At 59.9% G+C, this 19,860-nt stretch carries 17 protein-coding genes and 2 pseudogenes; 12 read left to right on the top strand and 7 right to left on the bottom strand.

Annotation, left to right across the window (positions count from 1 at the left end; translation table 11 throughout):
• The first annotated feature begins 6 nt into the window (after nucleotides 1–6).
• The 9 genes from BLT66_RS18410 to BLT66_RS18370 all read left to right on the top strand — a co-directional run bounded on the left by BLT66_RS18410 (nucleotide 7) and on the right by BLT66_RS18370 (nucleotide 8,603).
• Nucleotides 7–1,479 (top strand): carotenoid oxygenase family protein, encoded by a 1,473-nt coding sequence (locus BLT66_RS18410; RefSeq protein ID WP_092759792.1) that lies wholly within the window; start codon nucleotides 7–9, stop codon nucleotides 1,477–1,479.
• A gap of 36 nt (nucleotides 1,480–1,515) precedes the next feature.
• Nucleotides 1,516–2,979, top strand: a complete 1,464-nt coding sequence (locus tag BLT66_RS18405; protein WP_369821615.1) for an aldehyde dehydrogenase — start codon at nucleotides 1,516–1,518, stop codon at nucleotides 2,977–2,979.
• 29 nt (nucleotides 2,980–3,008) lie between these two features.
• Entirely contained in the window at nucleotides 3,009–4,358 is a 1,350-nt protein-coding gene (locus BLT66_RS18400) for an MFS transporter (protein WP_092759790.1), read from the top strand.
• An 18-nt stretch (nucleotides 4,359–4,376) separates the two neighbouring features.
• Nucleotides 4,377–5,438 (top strand): porin, encoded by a 1,062-nt coding sequence (locus BLT66_RS18395; protein ID WP_092759788.1) that lies wholly within the window; start codon nucleotides 4,377–4,379, stop codon nucleotides 5,436–5,438.
• Between the two features lie 15 nt (nucleotides 5,439–5,453).
• On the top strand, nucleotides 5,454–6,053 hold the full coding sequence (locus BLT66_RS18390) for a DUF3237 family protein (RefSeq protein WP_092759785.1): 600 nt from the start codon (nucleotides 5,454–5,456) through the stop codon (nucleotides 6,051–6,053).
• A gap of 27 nt (nucleotides 6,054–6,080) precedes the next feature.
• Complete coding sequence (locus tag BLT66_RS18385) at nucleotides 6,081–6,590, top strand: DUF3237 domain-containing protein (RefSeq protein WP_092759783.1); 510 nt, start codon at nucleotides 6,081–6,083, stop codon at nucleotides 6,588–6,590.
• A gap of 38 nt (nucleotides 6,591–6,628) precedes the next feature.
• Nucleotides 6,629–7,603: a Bug family tripartite tricarboxylate transporter substrate binding protein gene (locus BLT66_RS18380; RefSeq protein WP_176955095.1), complete on the top strand. Its 975-nt coding sequence runs from the start codon at nucleotides 6,629–6,631 to the stop codon at nucleotides 7,601–7,603.
• A gap of 73 nt (nucleotides 7,604–7,676) precedes the next feature.
• Complete coding sequence (locus tag BLT66_RS18375; RefSeq protein WP_176955094.1) at nucleotides 7,677–8,141, top strand: DUF3237 domain-containing protein; 465 nt, start codon at nucleotides 7,677–7,679, stop codon at nucleotides 8,139–8,141.
• Between the two features lie 9 nt (nucleotides 8,142–8,150).
• On the top strand, nucleotides 8,151–8,603 hold the full coding sequence (locus BLT66_RS18370; RefSeq protein ID WP_092759776.1) for a DUF3237 domain-containing protein: 453 nt from the start codon (nucleotides 8,151–8,153) through the stop codon (nucleotides 8,601–8,603).
• A 32-nt stretch (nucleotides 8,604–8,635) separates the two neighbouring features.
• On the opposite strand, the pseudogene BLT66_RS27235 reads toward BLT66_RS18370, so the two are convergent.
• Nucleotides 8,636–8,785: pseudogene (locus BLT66_RS27235) on the bottom strand (integrase); the annotation flags it as partial.
• Between the two features lie 290 nt (nucleotides 8,786–9,075).
• On the opposite strand from BLT66_RS27235, the gene BLT66_RS18360 reads away from it, so the two are divergent.
• A complete protein-coding gene (locus tag BLT66_RS18360; protein WP_092759774.1) occupies nucleotides 9,076–11,292 on the top strand; it encodes a putative bifunctional diguanylate cyclase/phosphodiesterase in 2,217 nt (738 codons plus the stop codon).
• A 196-nt stretch (nucleotides 11,293–11,488) separates the two neighbouring features.
• Here BLT66_RS18360 and BLT66_RS18355 read toward each other — a convergent pair whose 3' ends face one another.
• The gene (locus tag BLT66_RS18355; protein ID WP_255406985.1) at nucleotides 11,489–13,057 is read right to left on the bottom strand and encodes a carboxylesterase/lipase family protein; all 1,569 of its coding nucleotides are present in this window, start codon (nucleotides 13,055–13,057) and stop codon (nucleotides 11,489–11,491) included.
• Nucleotides 13,047–14,033 carry a Bug family tripartite tricarboxylate transporter substrate binding protein gene (locus tag BLT66_RS18350; RefSeq protein ID WP_092759772.1) on the bottom strand — a complete coding sequence of 329 codons (987 nt, stop codon included), beginning with the start codon at nucleotides 14,031–14,033 and terminating at the stop codon, nucleotides 13,047–13,049. Before BLT66_RS18350 ends, BLT66_RS18355 begins: the two co-directional genes overlap by 11 nt.
• A 162-nt stretch (nucleotides 14,034–14,195) precedes the next feature.
• Between BLT66_RS18350 and BLT66_RS18345 the strand changes: the two genes are divergently transcribed.
• On the top strand, nucleotides 14,196–15,146 hold the full coding sequence (locus BLT66_RS18345; RefSeq protein ID WP_092759770.1) for a LysR family transcriptional regulator: 951 nt from the start codon (nucleotides 14,196–14,198) through the stop codon (nucleotides 15,144–15,146).
• A gap of 368 nt (nucleotides 15,147–15,514) precedes the next feature.
• Here BLT66_RS18345 and BLT66_RS27230 read toward each other — a convergent pair.
• Nucleotides 15,515–15,628 (bottom strand): annotated as a pseudogene (locus BLT66_RS27230) (site-specific integrase); the annotation flags it as partial.
• A gap of 32 nt (nucleotides 15,629–15,660) precedes the next feature.
• Between BLT66_RS27230 and BLT66_RS18340 the strand changes: the two are divergent.
• The gene (locus tag BLT66_RS18340) at nucleotides 15,661–15,993 is read left to right on the top strand and encodes an HU family DNA-binding protein (protein ID WP_369821614.1); all 333 of its coding nucleotides are present in this window, start codon (nucleotides 15,661–15,663) and stop codon (nucleotides 15,991–15,993) included.
• Between the two features lie 162 nt (nucleotides 15,994–16,155).
• On the opposite strand, the gene BLT66_RS18335 is transcribed toward BLT66_RS18340, so the two are convergent.
• The 3 genes from BLT66_RS18335 to BLT66_RS18325 all read right to left on the bottom strand — a co-directional run bounded on the left by BLT66_RS18335 (nucleotide 16,156) and on the right by BLT66_RS18325 (nucleotide 19,857).
• Nucleotides 16,156–17,115, bottom strand: coding sequence for an ABC transporter permease (locus BLT66_RS18335; RefSeq protein ID WP_255406997.1), 960 nt, complete (start codon nucleotides 17,113–17,115; stop codon nucleotides 16,156–16,158).
• Between the two features lie 80 nt (nucleotides 17,116–17,195).
• Nucleotides 17,196–18,773 (bottom strand): sugar ABC transporter ATP-binding protein, encoded by a 1,578-nt coding sequence (locus tag BLT66_RS18330; RefSeq protein WP_092759766.1) that lies wholly within the window; start codon nucleotides 18,771–18,773, stop codon nucleotides 17,196–17,198.
• Between the two features lie 82 nt (nucleotides 18,774–18,855).
• Nucleotides 18,856–19,857 carry a substrate-binding domain-containing protein gene (locus BLT66_RS18325; protein ID WP_092759764.1) on the bottom strand — a complete coding sequence of 334 codons (1,002 nt, stop codon included), beginning with the start codon at nucleotides 19,855–19,857 and terminating at the stop codon, nucleotides 18,856–18,858.
• Nucleotides 19,858–19,860: the final 3 nt, after the last annotated feature.

The following is a 19,860-nucleotide window of genomic DNA, read 5'->3' as shown; positions in this document are numbered from 1 at the left end:
ACCATAATGCACAACACTTTTCCTGATACCCCTGTTTACACCGGATACAACGCACCTGGCCGCTTCGAAGGCGAAATCCATGACCTCGAGGTCGTGAGTGGAGAAGTTCCGAAGGAACTGGCTGGGACGTTCTTCCGCGTCGGTCCTGACCCTGCGTATCCCCCGAAGCTCGGCAGCGATATCCATTTCAATGGCGACGGCATCGTTACCGCCTTCACGTTCAAGAATGGCCACGTCGATTTCAAGGCGCGTTACGCTGAGACGGACAAGTTCAAGTTGGAGCGCGCGGCGCGCAAGGCGCTATTCGGTGCCTACCGAAATCCCTTCACCGATGTTCCAGAGGTGGCCGGCCAAATCCGAGGCACCGCCAACACCAATGTGGTCTACCACCATGGACGCTTGCTGGCCTTTAAAGAAGACAGCCCGCCGCTGGCCATGGACCCGCATACGCTGCGAACGCAGGGCTACTACTGGTTCGATGGTCAGTTCTCGTCCGAGAACGCGAAGTTCAAGAGCCAGACCTACACCGCCCATCCTAAGATTGACCCCAAGAGTGGTGAGCTGTTCGGTTTCGGCTACGCGGCCAAGGGCGTGGCCACCAAGGACATCGCCTACTACGTGGCCGACAAGGAAGGACGTATCACCCACGAGGCCTGGTTCGAGGCACCCTACAGCGCCATGGTGCACGACTTCGTCGTCACCGAAAACTACGTCGCGTTCCCGATCACACCGATCACCAGCAGTTTGGAGCGTGCTCAGCGCGGCGAAAGCGTGTTCATGTGGGATAGCGCGTTGCCCGTCTACGTCGGTGTAATGCCCCGCTACGGACGGGGAGACCAGATTCGCTGGTTCCGCGGACCGACCTGTTTCGAAGCGCACTTTGTGAATGGCTTTGACAAGGACGGCAAGGTCTATATCGACGGCGCGCAGGCGCAAGGTAACGTATTCCCGTTTTTCCCGGACGTGACCGGTGCCCCGTTCAATCCCAAGGTTGTGTTGCCTTACCTGTCGCGCTGGACGCTGGACATGAACGGCGATGGCGAGACCTTTGGCAATGAACGCCTGTCAGACTCTGTGGTCGAGTTTCCGTGCATCGACCCACGTTACGCCATGCGCAAGTACCGCCATGCCTGGCTGCTAGCGCAGGATCCGGACCGTCCCTTCATCCACCAGAAGATGGTCTTCAACTCGCTCGCCCATGTCGATGTGGTCAGCGGCAAAACCCGCACTTATTTTGCGGGTCCGAACGAAGGTCCGCAGGAGCCCTTTTTCATCGGCAAGGGGCCTGATGCCGCCGAGGGGGAAGGCTGGGTGGGCGCGCTGTTCTGCAATCTCGAAAAACTCACCACCGACCTTCGCCTGTTTGATGCGCTCAACGTGGACGCTGGTCCGGTGTGTGTGATCAAGCTGCCGGTGCGGTTGCGGCCTGGCTTGCATGGCGGATGGGTTCACGAAAAAGACTTGGCTCATAAGCCCTGAGCGCCCCCGGTAACGAACGAATCCAAGAGGAGACATATGATAAAAATAACCCCTATGCTGATCGGGGGCGAGCCTACGCTCGCCCATAACCAGGCTACTTTCGAGCGTCTAAACCCCCTGGACGGCAGTGTGGCCTCGCGGGCTGCCGCCGGTACCGCTGGCGATGCGGTAGCTGCAGTCGAGGCGGCGGCGAAGGCATTCCCCGCGTGGTCGGCGTTAGGTCCCAGCGAACGCCGCCGGACACTTACCTTGGCCGCTGACGCGCTCGAGGCGCGGGGCGATGCATTTGCTGCTGCGATGGCGGCCGAGACGGGTGCTTCAGCGTTGTGGGCTGGTTTCAATGTGCATTTGGCCGCCGATATGCTGCGTGACGCCGCGGCGCTTACCACGCAGATTGCCGGCACGGTCATTCCGTCAGATATTCCCGGCAGTCTGGCACTTGCCGTGCGCCAACCCGCTGGCGTCGTGCTTGGCATTGCGCCGTGGAATGCGCCGGTGATTCTGGGTGTACGTGCCATTGCGGTACCACTGGCCTGCGGTAACACCGTGGTGCTCAAAGGCTCCGAGCTGTGCCCGGCCACCCAAGGCTTGATCGTTCAGGCTCTGCAGGCGGGCGGCATACCGCCTGGGGTAGTCAATTTCGTCACCAATGCGCCGGCCGATGCGGCAGAAATCGTGGAGGCCATGATCGCCCACAGCGCAGTGCGCCGCATCAACTTCACTGGTTCGACACGCGTCGGCCGCTTGATTGCGATGAGCTGCGCGCGCCACCTCAAGCCCTCGGTGCTGGAGCTGGGCGGCAAGGCTCCTTTCCTCGTTCTGGACGACGCCGATCTCGATGCCGCAGTAGCCGCCGCTGCCTTTGGTGGGTATGCCAACTCGGGCCAGATCTGCATGTCCACCGAGCGCCTGGTGGTCGACAACGCGGTAGCTGATGCCTTTGTCGCCAAGCTGGCCGACAAGCTGCGCACGCTGCCGCTCGGTGATCCGCGCGACAACTCGAAGGGCCCAGTGGTGCTCGGCTCCGTGGTCGACATGGGCACCGTCGCGCGCTGCAATTCTTTGATCGACGATGCACTGGCACAAGGCGCGACCCTGGTGTGCGGCGGCCGCGCCGACACGACGTTGATGCCGGCGACTCTGCTCGACCATGTGACCCCAGCGATGAAGATTTTTCATGAGGAAAGCTTTGGCCCGGTTAAGGGTGTTGTACGTGTTTCCGGGGTTGAGGCGGCCATCGCCTGCGCGAATGACAACGAATTCGGCCTCTCCGCCGCCGTGTTCGGCCGAGACGTGGCGCGGGCCTGGAGCGTCGCCCAACGAATCGAATCGGGTATGTGCCATGTCAACGGCCCGACGGTGCATGACGAGGCACAGATGCCATTTGGCGGTGTCAAGGGCAGCGGCTGGGGCCGCTTCGGCGGTGCCGCCGGCATTGCCGAATTCACCGATCTGCGCTGGATTACCGTGCAGACCGCGCCCCGCCACTATCCGTTCTGACCCGGTCCGCCTCAAGTCCGAGACTTACCATGAAATCTGAAATCACGATTGACGCGAGCGTGCTCCCTGATGAACAACCGTTGCAGTGGCGGCGGATCATTGTCTTCCTGCTCATCTTCCTTACGCTCGCGATCGACGGTATCGACACGCAGGTCACGAGTTATCTCGCGCCAACCATAGCCAAGGACTGGGGTGTCAGCAAGGCTGCAATGGGGATACTCTTCAGCGTCGGGCTCGCCGGCAGTGCACTGGGTGCGCTGACTTTGGGCGCCCTGGGCGATACGCTTGGCCCGCGCCGCATCGTTATTTGGCTGACCGCTGTCATCGGAGTGGCGACGCTGGCTATGGCGTATGTCCATACGGTCGAGCAGCTCGCGGCGCTGCGTTTTGTTACCGGTGTGGGAGTTGGCGGTTCGCTGCCCAATCTGGTGGCACTTGCGTCGCAACTTGCACCGCGTCAGCGGCGTGCCACGCTGGTCACGATGACCGGTTGCGGGTTCCCGGTGGGTGCCGCGCTGGCTGGCCTACTTAGCACCTGGCTACTTGCGAGTCACAGCTGGCGTGATGTCTATCTTGCCGCCGGCGCTTTCCCTTTGTTGTTGTTGCCGTTGATGCTGGCACTGCTGCCTGATTCGATTCCCTGTCTGTTGCGTCGACGCAATGGGCAGGTTGGGGCTGCGACGACGCTGCGCCGTCTCTATCCAGGCCTGCCGGTGGATTGCCACGTCGGTTGGGGCGGTGTCAATGCGCGTACCACCCGACTGCCGTTGATAACGATCTTCCAGGGCAGGCGCGCGATCGTGTCGATGCTGCTGTCCGGCATCTTCTTTCTGAGCCTAATGAATGTGTACTTCCTCGCCAATTGGCTGCCCGAGCTGCTACAGCGTGCCCACGGTACGCCAAGTGAGTCGTTGATCGCGACGACGGTGTTCAATTTCGGCGGGGTAGCTGGTGCGTTGTTGTTCGGGCGCTTTATCGATGCGTTCGGCTACCGCCGCGTGCTCAGCATTGGCTTCGTTTGTTGCGCTGCGAGCATGTTTGTACTTGCCAATGGACAGTTCGACTTTCAACTCTTACTGGTCGCTGCATTCACCGGAGGCTTCCTCGTCCTTGGTGGTCAAGGTGCGCTAAATGCGCTGCCTTCGCTGTTGTACCCGTCGGACCAGCACTCGACTGCTACGGGTTGGGCGCTGGGCACGGGGCGTCTCGGTTCCGTGCTCGGTCCGGCGCTGGCCGGCATGTTGCTCAGCGCGCATTGGACCAATGCGCAGGTGCTTATGTTGGCCGCCTTGCTACCTCTTGGTGCCGCCACGTTACTGACGGTCCTCACGCGTTTTGCACCTTCTTCCACAGACTCTTCGACCACTAAAACCCTTTAACGACACCCAGGAGACAAAATGAAAAGAACAATTTGTATTACCCTCGCCGCCGCCTTGCCTGCCGTGGCTGCCATGGCCCAATCGAGCAGCGTCACCATCTACGGGACAGTGGGGCTTGGTATTACGCACGTCAACAGCTCAAGCGGCGGTTCGCGCTGGCTTGAAGAGTCGGGTGTGCTGCGCGCTGGGAGACTTGGATTCACAGGAACCGAAGACCTGGGCGGTGGATTGAGCGCCGTGTTCACGCTCGAGCAAGGTATTCTCGCCGACGCCGGTGCTGCTGGCCAGGGTGGTCGGTTGTTTGGGCGGCAGTCGTGGGTTGGACTATCCAGCAAGTCCCTAGGGGCAATTACTTTGGGTCGCCAGTATGACATGATGAATCGTTTGGTTCGCTACTCAACAGCGGGTGATATCGGTGCAGTTTATGGCTTTCACCATGGCGACTACGATCGCGTGAGCGGATTTCGGATTGATAACTCCATCAAATATGTCAGCCCGGTATTTGGCGGTGGTGCACAACTGGCGCTCCTTACCGCACCCGGAGAGGATACGGGGCAGCGCACCATTAGTGGTGGGCTAAGCTACGCAAATGGCCCGCTAGATATTGCGGTGTCATTTGCTTCAACGAAGCGGCAGACCATCAACCCATCGGCCGATCTGGGTGTGGCCACGTTCTTCGGTGCCACCGCGGGATCGATCGTCGCCGACAAGGTGACTCCGCGCGGCTTCGGCGTGAACTACAACTTTGGGTCCTTCAAACCACACTTTGCTTACACCAGCGTTCGCATCGAGCGCAGCGGCAAATCGACGTCGCTGGATAGCATGGATATTGGTGTTAGCTATCCGATCGGTTTGGCATCCATCGGCGCAGGCATGACCCATTCCAAGCTCGAAAGCGCGAGTTGGGACCAGTATTCGGTTGGCTACATCTACAACTTGTCGAAGCGAACCAAGATCTACGGCAACATCAATTATCAAAAAGCATCTGGAACGGCACGCAACGCCGTCATGCCGACGCTGGTGGCTGCTTCTGGGCGATCCCAGCTTGTGCCGCACGTTGGTCTGACCCACGATTTTTGAACGGACTAGCTGAGCATGAACCTGAATATTCGATCCTTCTTTTCCACATTGCTGGCGCTGGTATGGATTGTCCATATAGGCACAGCGTCTGCGCAGGCCTTTGTGCCATCGGCACCTGCTGCGATGGTCGCTGTGGCGCCGACACCGCCGCGCCTGGACTTTGTCTACGAAGCACGCGTCAAGCTTGGCGAGCTGAAGATGATGGGCAATTACAGCGACCGTCACGAGCGTGGCGCGTTACAACTGCTCGGCGGCAGTTTTGAAGGGCCTGGATTGCGCGGCACAGTCTTACCATCGACCAAGGACTGGCCCGTCTATTACGGCAACGGGGTGCGTCTGACCGACGTCAACTACGTTTTTTTGACCGAGGACGGTGTACACCTTTTTGTCACGGTCAAAGGTTTTCGCTACGACCCGTCGAAGATGACAGGCAGTCTGCTGGCCTCGGAGAAGGTGCAGCCCGCTCCCAATCTGTTGCGCGTCTTAATCGATATCCAGGCACCGGTGGATTCCGCTTACGCCTGGATGAACTACAACCTGTTCGTCGGCGTTGCAGGACAGTCGCAGCCCGGAGCCAATCGCACGGCGGTTCTGCGTGTCTACCGTCTGTTGTGAGTGCAATCTGCACTGAGTAAAACAACCATGATTGAACTGAACGACGACCAGCAGCCGCACTGGCTGCCCGACATGCCGCCGCAATTCGAGTTCGCGTTCCACATGCGGGTGGTGACCGGGCCGATCTCGCGCCTGCAGCAAATCAACGGCGGCGGTAGCGACATGCTGATGATGACCATTGACGGCGGCGACGTGCGCGGCCCGCGGGTCAGCGGCAAACTGATGCCGGGCGGCACCGAGTGGCCTCTGGTGTATCCGGACGGTGTATCGCGCATCGATGCCCGTTATTCCTTCGTCTGCGACGACGGTACCGTGATCGGCGTGCGCAACAGTGGCTTCCGGCGCGGGCCGCCAGAGGTGATGGTGCGCTTGCTGAGCCGTCGCGAAGTCGTGGATGCGCGTGACTATTACTTCCGCACCTGGTCGATGTTCGATGCACCGGCGGGACCGCACCAATGGCTTGGCCAAACCGTCTTCGTCGGAATTGGCGAGCGCCACCCGGATCTGCTGCACCTGCGTTATTACGCGATGCTTTGAGGTGGTCGATCCATCATCCCCTTCTGAGGAGAAAAATCTTGAAACGTAGAGACTTCATTATTGGCGGCGGTGCCGCCGCCGCAATCGGTGTGCCTATCGCGGCAAACGCCCAGGGCAACAACTTTCGCATCATTGTGGGTTTTGCGGCCGGCGCAGGTGCGGACGCAATCGCACGCAAGCTGGCCGACAAGCTGCGCGAGTCGCTGGAAGCCCCGGTCATCGTCGAGAACGTGCCCGGCGTGTCGGGTCGCCTGGCCGCAACGCAGGTCAAGCAGGCGGCACCCAACGGCCGCACCATGTTGCTTGCGCCTTCGACGACGATCACTATCGTACCCAATCTCTTTCCAAATGATCGGCGCTACGACCCAGTGCGCGACTTCATTCCGGTGACTGGAATCGCGACGGTGCCGCTCGGGTTCGTCGTAGGGCCGGCAGCCAAGGGAACGACCCTGGCCGAATACGTGCGATGGGCCAAGTCCGACCCGAAGAACGCGACCTACGCTTCCCCGGGCGCTGGCTCTGGGGCGCATTTTATGGGCGCGATGTTTGCCAAGGCTGCTGGCCTGGAGATGGCGCACGTACCCTACAAGGGGGCCGCACCCGCGCAACAGGATTTGCTGGCGGGTCAGGTGCCTGCCTATGCAGGCATCATCGGCCGCTTCGTGATCGACCAGCACAAGGCAGGTCGCATCAAGGTGCTTGCCATGTCGCAGCCCCAGCGCTCACCATACTTACCGGACGTACCTACATTTTCAGAGGCTGGATTTTCTTCCGTTGTTGCCAGTGAATGGACCGGATTGTTCCTTCCTGCGAAGACGCCAACGGACATCGTCGACAACCTGCACCAGAAAGTGGTTGCCGCGCTTCAACAGCCCGACCTGCGGAAGTTGTTAGCCGACGGTGGGCAGGAGCCTATTGCCAACAGCCGTACGGATTTCGCTGCCCAGATCGGGGCTGAACTGACGGCATGGGGGCCGGTGATCCGTGCCTCCGGATTCAAACTGGAAGAATGAGAGAAAGGAACCTTATATGACTGAAACTTTCCAACTTGACGATTCGATTCGTCCCACTAAGCTCGGAACGACCATGCTTCCTGAACTCGAGCTCGCGTTTCGATCACGTGTGCTGGTGGTGCCGGAAATCCGTACGCTGGGTGACGTTGGCGGCATGGGAGTACGCAAGATGTTGTCTATTGTCGGTGGCGACTTCGAGGGGCCGAAGCTGCGCGGTACCATTCTTGCTGGTGGAGGTGACTGGCCTCTGATCCGTCCGGACAAGGTCGGTTTGGTTGATGCACGCTACACGCTGATGACGGATGACGGGGTGTACATCAACATCGTCAACACTGGCTACCGGCACGGGCCGGAGAACGTGATTTCACACCTCGAGTCGAAGCAAGGTGTACCCGATCCGTCCGCGTATTACTTGCGAACCTATACCCGCTTTGAATCACCGACTGGCAAGTACGACTGGCTGAACCACCATGTGTTCGTCGGCCTCGGCGAGCGGCATCCGAAGGTGCTGTTCCTGCATTACTACATGCTGAAATAGGTAGTTGATATGGATATTCAACTGCAGTTCCTGTTCGTATTCAAAGGTACCGGCCGTCCGATCATCCATGAGATGGGACCTGGCCCTCTCGGTAACCGGCGCTTAGTTGCACTGGACGATCAAGCAACCTTTGAGGGTCCACGTCTCCGCGGTACGTTGCTACCTGGTGGCATCGATCTGCAGCTGACACGTCTGGATGGTGTCACGGAAATCGATGCCAACTATCTGCTGCGCACTGACGACGGCGTTCTTTTGAAGGTCACGAACATGGGGATTCGACATACGCAATCAAGGACTGTGGAACTTGGTCAAACTGAGCTGCCGCACGAAAACTATTTCCGCTGCACACCAAAAATAGAAGCGCCATCGGGACGTTACGACTGGCTGAACCGCAGTATCTACATCGGCACAGGAATTCGCAGCAAAGATGGAATAGAACTGTGGTTTTATCGTGTTTTGTAACGTGAATGGGTGCAGCTGTAAAACCATATAGCATTGGAAATGGCCAGCTCACGTCGCCTTGATTGCATCTGCAATCGGACCCGAATGGCCCAGATATCCCGCATCTTGAAGGGGGCTTTCTGGCCGACGATTTTCCCCTTATTCCATGGGGTCGCGGGACTGGTAGATTTGTCATGGTCCATGATGTGCTCCTGTTGAAGGTGCGACGGCGCCGTCTTCGCGTTGACGAACGTCGCCACAATATGGTCCGATGACCCTCGGTGGAACAAAATCGGCCAGCACTGGGTATTACAGCCCGCCCTCCATTTCTCCATATTCTTGATGACGCTAGCACCTACCGGCGTTTCAAGCTACGACAACATACGACGACCCAGACTGCAGAATACAAACTCTTACTCGATGTAAGGATTTTTGACCCAGGGCAGGCTCAAGGCCGGTGTTTGGGACGGTTTCCTATGAACAAGGTCAATCCATGGGTAGTACAGGATCCATCCGAATCGGCGCGATGCCAGTGGCCTTGGACGCAGGTGTTGTGCCCATCTTGAAAAAAAGCGCGCCACGTTCGTTTATTGGAGTGCGCCGGATGGCGACCCTTTTGGCCGGTTGCATGGGGTTGACGGTCCTTGCCGGATACGTCTTTCAGCTCCAGGCGACGCCTTATTGGCCCGCAGAACTCGCTCGAACGCGCCCTTACACCGCAATCTGTCTCGTGCTCTTGGCGCTAGGCATGGCACCATTGCCAAAACGCGGCTCATGGTTGCACCGTGGCGCCTGCTTCGCTCTGCTTACCTTGATCGCCATGATGCTGGCGAAGCTCGCTTTTCTATTGGTCAGCACACGAAGCGCTACACCGATGGTAGGTCCTGATGCCGCATATTCCTGGTGGGCTGTAGACACGTCTTATTCGATGAAGCCCAACATCGCAGGGGCGCTGCTGCTGTTGTCGGTTGGCGAGCTCTTGCGGCGTTCCCTTTACCCGCGAATATCTCAAATACTTGCGTGCGGCGCTCTGGCGCTCATGCTACTGGCCGTGACAGGTGTCCTCGCCGAACTATCCCCCTTTTGGGGATCTGTCGGATTGCCATCCCTGTTTGGCATCGTCGCCCTTTCCACCGCGCTGCTGCTCGGAACTGCCCGCCACGGCTTTATGCGTGCCGTCACGGCACCGACCGAACCCGGCCGTCTAGCCCGCACTCTGCTGGGGGGCTCAACCGTCCTTCTGGTCCTAACGGGATGGGTCGTTTCATACCGTATCGACAATCCTGGGATTCCGCTGCCTGCAGACGGGACGTTGCTGGTTTCTGCGACTGTATTCGCTATCGGCTTGACCTGGGTCGTGATCGCCGTCTCCATCATGCGAGCGGACAGGCATTTTCGGCTGCGGCGGGTCGCCCAGCGACTACTTGAGCGAACAGCCCGCCGCGATGCTCTTACCGGCTTGCTGAACCGGGACAGCGTGGCGGCTCTTCGCGCTGCCAATCTCGCGAATCATCTGCCTTCAGCCAGTCTTTTCATTGATATAGACCGTTTCAGATCCGTGAACGAAGCGTTGGGCTCAGCGCAAGGCGACCTGGTCTTGAAAGAGGTCGCACGCCGCTTGGTGGCGATTAGCAAAGGCGCCTCCGTGGGGCGGCTAGGTGGCGACGAGTTTGCGATCTATATGGGCGGGGTGGCTTTGACAGAGGCGGAGTTGATGGGCGCAGAGGTCGTCGCGGAGCTGGCGAGACCCTTTGTCATGGAGGATCAACACTTCCGCCTGACCGCAAGCGTTGGCATTGCGCACACGGACAGTGCGGGAGAGACAGATCTTCGGCAGGCTGCAGACGATGCCATGTATGTGGCAAAAGCCCGTGGCGGAAATCAGTCGGTCGTTTTCACCCGCTCCATGCATGACATTCGACAGCAAGATGTGGAACTCGAGCAATCGCTGCACAAGGCATTGATCTCCGATGAAGAACTCGAGCTCTTCTACCAACCGGTAGTTAGCGTGAAAGATCGGAAACTCGTGGCCGTCGAAGCGTTGGCACGTTGGCGGCATCCGCAGTTGGGCATGATTCCGCCAGACAGATTCATTCTTCTCGCCGAAAAAGTCGGGCTGATGGCCATATTGGGACGCAAGCTTATGCGGTTGGCCGTGCAGCAGGCCGCAGCGTGGGAGACGTCGCGCCCTGGTCAGGTGCCTGTCCTGAACATCAATGTTTCGCCGGTTCAGTTTGCGGAAGGGGACGTGATTGCGGATCTGGCCGCCATCGTACATAGCCATGGGCTGACCGAAAACCGATTTTGCATCGAAGTGACTGAAAGCGTTTTTGCGACGCCGGCGGCTACAGTGGCACTGTTGCAGGCACGCGAAATGGGCTTCAAGGTTGCCATGGACGACTTTGGGGTCGGCTATTCCACACTGTCGCAGTTGCCTCGGCTTCCTCTGACTTCAGTGAAGTTGGATCGCAGCTTCATTGTCCATGCGACAGAAAGCCATGGCGACGCCGTGATGTTCTCTGCGGTTACACAGCTTGTTCATGCGCTCGGCCCCATGCTTGTGGCCGAAGGGATCGAGACTGAGTCCCAGTGGGATCTGATCGCCGAATCTGGATGCGATGCGGCCCAGGGCTATCTGATCGCCAAGCCAATGGATGCGCCAGCGTTTGCCGCATGGCAGGAAAAACGACTTGTCGGGACCGTTGTGTAGCGGCTCCGAGCAAGCTCAATTCAATAATTTCTTCTCGATGCAAGATATTCTTTTCAAGCTACAGGATGGCGGCCTCGAATGAGAGAACAAAGCTATGCGCCTAGGCACTCCAGTTGTTCCACAGCCTTTCGTTGCACCCTAACGAATGACAGCAGTGGAGCAATCCGCAAAGCGGCTTCGGGCCCAAAGAAGCCAGTCAAGTCTTCTCGCAAGCCGTCATATTAGGGGTGCAAGCTGAGGCCTGCCGGCCCATAAAAAAATGATGCGGATGATCTTCGCTGAACTGACAACGCACATCGAAATGCATGAGTGAAGCACTTGCGGTGCCATGCGATGGCCAACCGGGACACCCCTCTTTGACAAAGCGAACCCAGGAGCCGTGCATGAATTTGGCTAGCGCGGTTGGTGCCCCCGGCCCGGTGATCTCGTCACCGGCCATGGTGGCCACCTGATCGAAGACGAACGGGATTTCGATACCGTGAGCCGCGCCCAATCTTCCGTCGCATTTGGGCGATGACCAATCGAACTCATAGAGGTAAGCCGGAACTCCCGCAGCGCTGGCCTCTTTGGCGATGCTGCGAGCAGCAGTGCGATAGAAGTAGTCCGACTGCATGGCGCAGAGTGTCTCTCCCGGTGTGCGTCCGGCGCCGGTGACCGGATCGATGGCGTAACGGCACGCCATTTCGGCCGTCATGCCTACGTCACGGGTAAATTCCCGTAGGTCGGCCTCGGTGGTGCGCTCCATGGCGCCCGTGGGCACGGCATATAGCCGCATTTCCTCGCGATTGCACCCGACCAGCACTGAGATACGGCGCGAACGCATGACCCAGGCGTCCGCCATCGCCTGCAAGGGTGGTGCCTCGAGGACCGACCCGTCCACCACGGCCCTGATCGGAAAGAAGTTGCGCGTGTTGAAGCCGAAGCTTCGGCGCAGGGCGGGGTCGTCCGCCAGCCGCTTGAGCGTGGCCACCAAGGTCGGCAATGGCACTGCCGAGAGGGCTTCCCGCGTCAGCGGCACGGCCAGCAGCGCAGCAATGGCGTTCGCAGCCACATCGGCCTCGGTGGCCGTGTGGGTGGCCAGGCTCGGGCTTTGCAGAATTACTTTGTCGAAGAGCCCTTCGGCGCAGGGCATACCCATGAGGCATGCGATGGCGCCAGCGCCAGCCGAACCACCGGCAACAGTAACGCGCGATGGGTCGCCGCCGAACGCCGCGATGTTGTGTTGTACCCAACGCAGCGCCGTAATTTGGTCGAGGAGTCCCCGGTTGGCCGGCGCCCCCGGCATTGACATGAAGCCGTCCACGCCCACGCGGTAATTCACCGATATGAAGACGATGCCGTTCTTGGCGAATTTGGCCCCGTCGTACACCGGATCGGCAGCGTCGCCGCGCATGTAGGCTCCGCCAGGAACCCACACCATGACAGGGCAACTGGCGGCCGCATCGGCAGGCGCCCAGATATTCAGGGCCAGGCAATCCTCCCCGCCGAACATCGAAGCACCCGGCACGCGTGCCGCTTGGGGAGAGGCCGGCGCGAAAGTAAACGCCGGCCTCGATCCGGTCCATGCCGGCACGGGCACGGGCGGCTTGAAACGTAGCGCCCCAAAAGGTGCTAGCCCATAACGAACGCCACGGTAAACCGCGACGCCGCCCTCCAGGGTGCCCTCCAAAACCCCACCATGATCCAACGCGGTGCGAACGGTGTTGCGAGGCGCGGACAGAGAATCGCTGCTGCGCGCGCCCTCCGGGACGGTGTCATTCAGCAAGGTCCAGCCTTTCGATCAAGGGTTTGAACACGGCCGTGTACCGGTCCGTCCAGAGCTTCACGTCGGCCGGCGACGATTTCACCGGCACGGCATTGATGGCCTCCATGCGGGTGTTGTACGCTTCGGAGGCAACGCACTTGGCTGTTACGTCGCCCAGCCGCTTCAACACATCGGGTGGCGTTCCGGCCTTTGCCACCAACGCCAGCCAGCCGGGTAGCGCCATCTCTTTCGAGCCGGTCAATTCGAGGATGGTGGGAACCTGTGGGAACGCCTTGTCGCGGGTCTCCGTGTAGATGGCCAGCGGAATCATCCGGCCGTCCTTGATGAGCGGCGCGGCGGTGCCGGAGGTCACCGTCATGATTTGAATCTGGCCACCCATTAAAGCGGTCACGGCCGCACCTTCTCCAACGAAAGGCACATGCGTGCTTTCCACCTTCAGCTGCTGCGCCACACCAGCAGTCAGCAGATGCGCCGGGCTTCCTTTGCCGGGGGAGCCGAAATCGATGCCGCCGGCTGCCTTCTTTGCTGCCGTAGCAATGTCCGAATACTGCTTGATGCCGCTGGAGACGCTTGCGACCAGCAGCAATGGAGAAGTACTCAGCACGGTAATGCCAGCGAAATCTTTCTGCGGGTTGTACGGCAGTTGTTTGTAGATGTAGGGCGTGATCGTCATCTGCGACATCCCCACCGTCATGACGTTGTAGCCGTCGGCCGGCTGGCTTTTCAGGAAATTTGTCGCGAGCACGCCGTTGGCGCCTGGCTTGTTGAGAGTCACGATGGGCTGCCCAAGCTCGCGCGAGGCGCAGTCGGCCCACACCCGGCTGATCGCCTCGGACTGGCTACCGGGTGGCTGCTGTGCAATCAGCTGGATCAGCCGGCTGGGATAGGGTGTGGTCTGCGCGGATGCAATGGCTGCATGGAGTGCAAGGGCACAGCCCAGCAATTTACCTGCCGTGAGGCGCGTTTGGTGGTTCATGTTTTTCAAGGAATGTCCCTATTATTTGAGTTGGTCGACGCCACCTTTCCAGCAAGCGGCGCTGGTTACACAAAAGTGCATGGGTGTCGAAGCGGATGGTAAAAACCGCCTTGTGATCCGGCAAACGGATATTTCGAATGGCAGCCCTCATAAAATTGATGCATGCACCATTTGCCCTCGACTACCGCTCTCCGGTGCTTCGATGCGAGCGCTCGCCTTCTCAGCTTCACGAAGGCTGCCCAGGCCGTGAACCTTACGCAAAGCGCTGTCAGCCATCACATTCAGGCGCTGGAGCAAACCTTGGGCATCGAACTATTTGACCGGGACCGCAGCGGGCTCAAGCTCACGCCAGCGGGGTTGCGCTACTGGGAAGACACTTCGACCGTGTTGCATCAGCTCCAGCGCGCCGCCGTGCGCGCAGTGTCAGGCGACGAAGCTGGGCATCGATTGAACATCGCAGTGCCCTCGGCCTTTGCCAATTTCTGGTTGATGCCGCGGCTGAGCAGCTTTGTCGAGTCCCACCGGGACATCATGCTCAATCTCACCAATCGGGTCGACGGCGAGAATGCCTTCAACAGCAACGATGACGCCGCAATCGAGTTGTGCGAGGGGGCCACGCCGGGTATTGATGCACGCGAGGTGCTCTCGTTGGTGTACCAACCCTACGCCAGTGTCAGCCTGATCGAGCGCTCTGGTGTTGCGATGGAAGCCAATGGCGCGCTGTCTGTAGATGGGCTGATCTATCTGCTGTCAAACTACTCTTTGATCCGGACCAGCATGGCGGGAGGCTGGGCGGCTTGGATCAAGGTCGCCGGCCTAAGGAGCGCAAGCTTGGCTGAAAGAGCGGAGCAAGGCCCCGTCTACGCGCAGGCCTCTTTGGCCTTATCGGCCGCGATGGGCAGCATCGGCATCGCCTTGTTACCGAAATACATTGTGTCTGGCGCCATGGACACTGGCCAGCTTGTTCGATTGAGCGACGTGGGCTGGAAGGCCAACCGCAGTTACTTTCTCAGATGGCCTGCCACTCAATCCAGCAATCCGGCGCTAATGAGATTTGAGGCATGGATTGCGAGTCAAGCGGAAGCGGAGGCTGAGATGCCCACACGGGGTTGATCCAGACCACGCGATGGAAAAGGAGTAGCGCTGCCCAGCACAGCAAGCGCTGAGCAATGAGTTCGGCCCTACAACCTTGAAAAATCTCCGTGCGCTATCGAGCGAGCCGCGAGGCCTGCCACGGATCAGCGTTCATCGGATCGAAGATTTATCTGGAACCGGTGTACTTACTGTGGAACCCAATAGGCGAAGTTGAGTGACTGGTTTTGGCCGGTAGTACCTATTCGGCAGACAGGTGCCAACGACCGCAACCAGCCTGAAGCGGCCGTCGGCTGAAACAGCTCTGCGAGGGGTGCAGCCAAGGACTCGGCCATGCTGTTCTCCGGCCTCTGAGGTACTTGCCGACGTTCAAGTCGATCGGCCGCGAATCAAGCATTTAACTTGTCAAGTTTCGCAACCAGGTCCTCGGCTCTCAAGTGCGTGTACCGCTTAAGCATCTGCATCGATTTATGCCCACTGATTGCAGACACCTCTTGATCGCTCCTGATCAATCTGTCCGCGGCAGCAACACACCGTGGCCAAGAAAGCCGCACCGGCTAAATCGGTTGATGCTAAAGCAGCTGCCGATTTAGCCAAGGCCAAGCCTTTCAAAGACAAGCTCAACAAGACCAAACTGACTGCACATCTGGCAGCAGCGTCTGGCGTAGAGATCAAAGGCGTACGTGCCCTGCTGGCAGCTTTGGAAGCGACGATGCTGGCATCGCTGCACAAGAAGGGTGCTGGCGAGTTCGCCATTCCAGGTCTGGTGCGCGTCGCGCCATCCAGGTGCCGGCCAAGAAGGCCCGAAAAAGTATCAATCCGTTCACCAAGGAAGAGCAGGTTTTCAAAGCCAAGCCAGCCACGGTGAAGCTCCGCGCAACTTTCTTCAAGAGGCTCAAGGACGCGGCGATTTAAAAATCTATGATGAAGACACTGCTCATTTCCGAAACTATCACCGAGCAATCTCTTTGCTAAATACAGGAAACGCTCGGGCGAAGTTATGCGGCCCGGTCTGTTTCCTCACAGGCTCTCAGTTGGATTTTCGCCAGGCAAAACAGGTGCCGGCCAGCAAGATAAATGCGCCGATGATGACCTTTTGCCAGGTACTGGGCACACCGGCCAGTATCAGCACATTGTTGATCAGCGTGACCAGCAGCACGCCCAGCAGGGTGCCGCCCACCGTACCGCTGCCGCCAGTGATGCGGGCGCCGCCCAGGATGACTGCGGCAATTACATCCAGCTCGCTGCCCACCAGGTCGAAAGGGTTGGCCAGGCGCGTGCTGGACACATGCACGATGCCCGCCAGTCCCGATAGAAGGCCGGCATAGGCAAACACGAACACATGCACCGTGCGCAAGTTGTAGCCCAGGCGCTCGGCAATTGTCAGGCTGCCGCCAATGGCGTAGACAGCGCGGCCCACCAGGGTGCGGTTCAGTAGCCACCAGGTCAGGCCGGCGGCCAGTATCAGCACCAAAAATGTCAGGGGCAATACCGAGTGCAGGCCCTCGGGCGTGTCATGGCGCCACAGGGCCAGCTTGCCGAACGCATCCATGGAGGCGGGCACGTTCATGAAGAACACCGTGCCCACAAAGGTCAGCAGGATGCCGCGGTACAGGTACTGGGTGCCTATGGTGACGATCAGCGAGGGCGCCTTCAGCCAATGCACCATCAAGCCATTTAAGGCCCCCAGCGCCGTACCTCCGGCGCAGCCTGCTATCAAAATTAAAGCGATAGAAGTGTCTGGGAAATGGGTGAGTACCAGCTTGGTGATGCCGTACATGGTCAGCGCTGCGATGGCGGCAAACGACACATCGATGCCGCCCGCGGCCAGCACAATCAGTACGCCCAGTGCAAACAGGCCCAACACCGTACAGGCCCGCAGAATGTCGAACAGCACCGGCAGCTGGAAGAAGCTGGGGTTGACGATGCCCACCGCCAGGCTGACCAGCACGATCAGCAGCAGCGTCAGGGCCGACGGATTACGGCCCATCCAGTGGAGCCAGGACCTGGCCTTGGAAGGAGAGGGGGCCGATGCGGCGCGCGGCACCGCTGCAGAGGAGACAGTTGCAGTCATGGTGTGGTGATGGAGGAGTTGTCGGAAACCAAGGTGCGGTAGAGCTCGCTTTCGTCCAGGCCTTCGGCGTCGAAGGTCTGCGTAACGCGGCCTTTGCTCATCATCATGATGCGGTCGCAGTTCTGTAGCAGCTCAGGCAGGTCGTCGCTCACCAGGATGACGCCCAGGCCGTCATCGGCCAGCTTCTGGATGATGCGGTAAATGGTGTCTTTGGAGCCCACGTCCACGCCCACGGTCGGCCCGTGCAGTATCAACACGCGCGGCTGGATGGCCAGCCAGCGGCCAATCAAGACGCGCTGTTGGTTACCGCCGGACAGCGACTGCACAGCGCGATCCACATCGGGGGTGGCGATCTGCAGGTTCTGGATGGTGGCATCGGCCAGGGTCTGGCATTTTTTGGCGTCCAGCGCGCCGGTGCGACCCCTCAGGCGGTTCAGCACCACGGTCACGATGTTGTCGCGGATGGACTTGTCCAGGAACAGGCCCTCGTTGATGCGGTCTTCAGGCACATAGCCTATGCCGTGCTGGATGGCGTCGCGCGGGGTTTTGAGCGCAATCGATTCGGCGCCCAGGGTGATGCGCCCTGCGTCTGCGGCCTGCACGCCGGCCAGAGCCAGTGCCAGCTCATTGCGGCCCGAATCCAGCAGGCCGGTAATGCCCAGGATCTCGCCTTTGTGCAGTTCGAAACTCACGTCGGCGAAGGCCTGGCCATGGCCTAGCTTGTCCACGCGCAGCAACGGGACATGGCTGTGTGACTGCTGGCGGTAGCGCGCGCCGTCGAGCTGCTTGCCGGTCATCCAGTGGCTGAGTTCGGCTTTGGTGAAATTCTGGATCGGACCTTGCGTGACCTTGGCGCCGTCGCGGAACACGATGGCCTGGCCGCCAATGGCAAAGCATTCGTCCAACTTGTGGCTGACGAACAAAACCGCCACGCCGCTGGCGCGCAGGCCCTCGACCACGCGGACCAGGTTGTCCACCTCCTTTTGCGTCAAGGATGTGGTTGGTTCGTCCATGATGACCATGCGGGCGCGGGTGGCGATGGCCCGAGCGATGGCCAGCAGCTGGCGCGTTGCCAGGGGCAGCTCGCCCACGCGGGTGGCCAGAAAATCGTCGTCGGTGGGCAGGTTTACCGTGGCCAGTGCGCGCCTGGCGGTGGCGGCCACGGCCGCGCGGTCAAAGCGGCGTGCCAGCCGACCGCCGGTGTGCACCAGCTGTTCGCTGAGCGCCACGTTCTCGGCCACGCTCATATTGGGCAGCAGCGACAGATCCTGGTACACGGTCTCGATGCCCAGCGTCAGCGCCTGCAGTGGCGACAGTTCGGCATGGGCGACGCCGTCCACCACCAGATCGCCCTGGCTGGGCGGCTGGGCGCCGGAGATGATCTTGATCAGCGTGCTTTTGCCGCAGCCGTTTTCGCCCAGCAGGTGGTAGATCTCACCGGCTTCTATGGTCAGCGAAATGCCGCGCAGCGCGTGCACGCCGGCGAAGCGTTTGTGTACATCGCGCACATGCAGAAAGACGCGGCGCTCAGCGCTCCCGTGCGACGCGCCGTGTGCGTGGGGGGTATCGTTCATGGCTTGGCTCTCATTGCGTGTCTTGGCGGGGGCGGGGGGGGGCAGAGCCCCGTTGCCGGGGCTCTGCTGGAAAGTGCCCAGACTAGAACGCGTATTTCTTGTAGTTCTGCTTGTCCACTTCCACCCAGGCCTGGCCGGTCACGATTACGCCCACACCTGGGCCCTTTTTGACCTGCACCTTGTTGTAGCCGGTGACGCCCATGTCCATGCCATCGGTAGGCTGCTTGCCATCCAGCAGCAGCTTGGCGACCTTGTTCATCACAATGCCGGCGTCTTTCGGGTCCCAGAAGGCGATGCCGCCTACGGCGCCAGACTCCAGGAACTTGGCGGCCTCGCTGGGCAAACCTGTTCCGTAGACGCAGATCTTGCCTTGCAGACCCGCTTCTTCCACCGCCCGGCCGATGCCCAGCACGTCCAGCGAGGACGAGCCCTGGAAGCCCTTCAGGTCGGGGTGCTTGCGCAGCATTTCCTTGGCTTTGGAATAGGCTTTTTCGGCATCGTTGGCGGACTCGTTCTTGGCGTCTACCAGGGTCATCTTGGGGTACTTCTTGGTGGCATTGCCTGCACCGCCATCTGCCCATTGGACCTGCGATTGGCTGCCCAGAGAGCCGACTAGCGAAGTCCATTTTCCGGACTCGCCCATGCAAGCCGCCAGGCGGTCGTTCAGACGCGCGCCATAGGCGGTGTTGTCGAACGCTTCGATGTCGGCCATGGTGTTCTTCTGGTTGTCGGCTTCATGCGTCACCACCTTGATGCCGCGTTCCATGGCGCGCTTGAGTACAGGCTCCAGGGTGGGCGGGTCCATGGACACCACGGCAATCGCATCCACCTTCTTGGCCACCAGGTCTTCGACCAGGCGCTGCTGCTGGGCCGCATCCGATTGGGCGGGGCCGATTTGCTGGGTTGTCACGCCAGGGGTGGACGCGCCAAACTCCTTGACGCCGACTTCCATGCGGTTGAACCAGCTGATACCGGTGATCTTCACAACGGTGACGATATTTTGGGGTTTGCCTTGGGCGAACAAGGCGCCGGCAAAGCCCAGAGAACTCAAAACAAGAACAGCGCAAGCAGATTTTTTAAACATATT

This window comes from Rhodoferax sp. OV413, assembly GCF_900104385.1.
Taxonomy (GTDB): domain Bacteria; phylum Pseudomonadota; class Gammaproteobacteria; order Burkholderiales; family Burkholderiaceae_C; genus Rhodoferax_B.
This window is presented reverse-complemented; position numbering and strand designations above follow the sequence as displayed.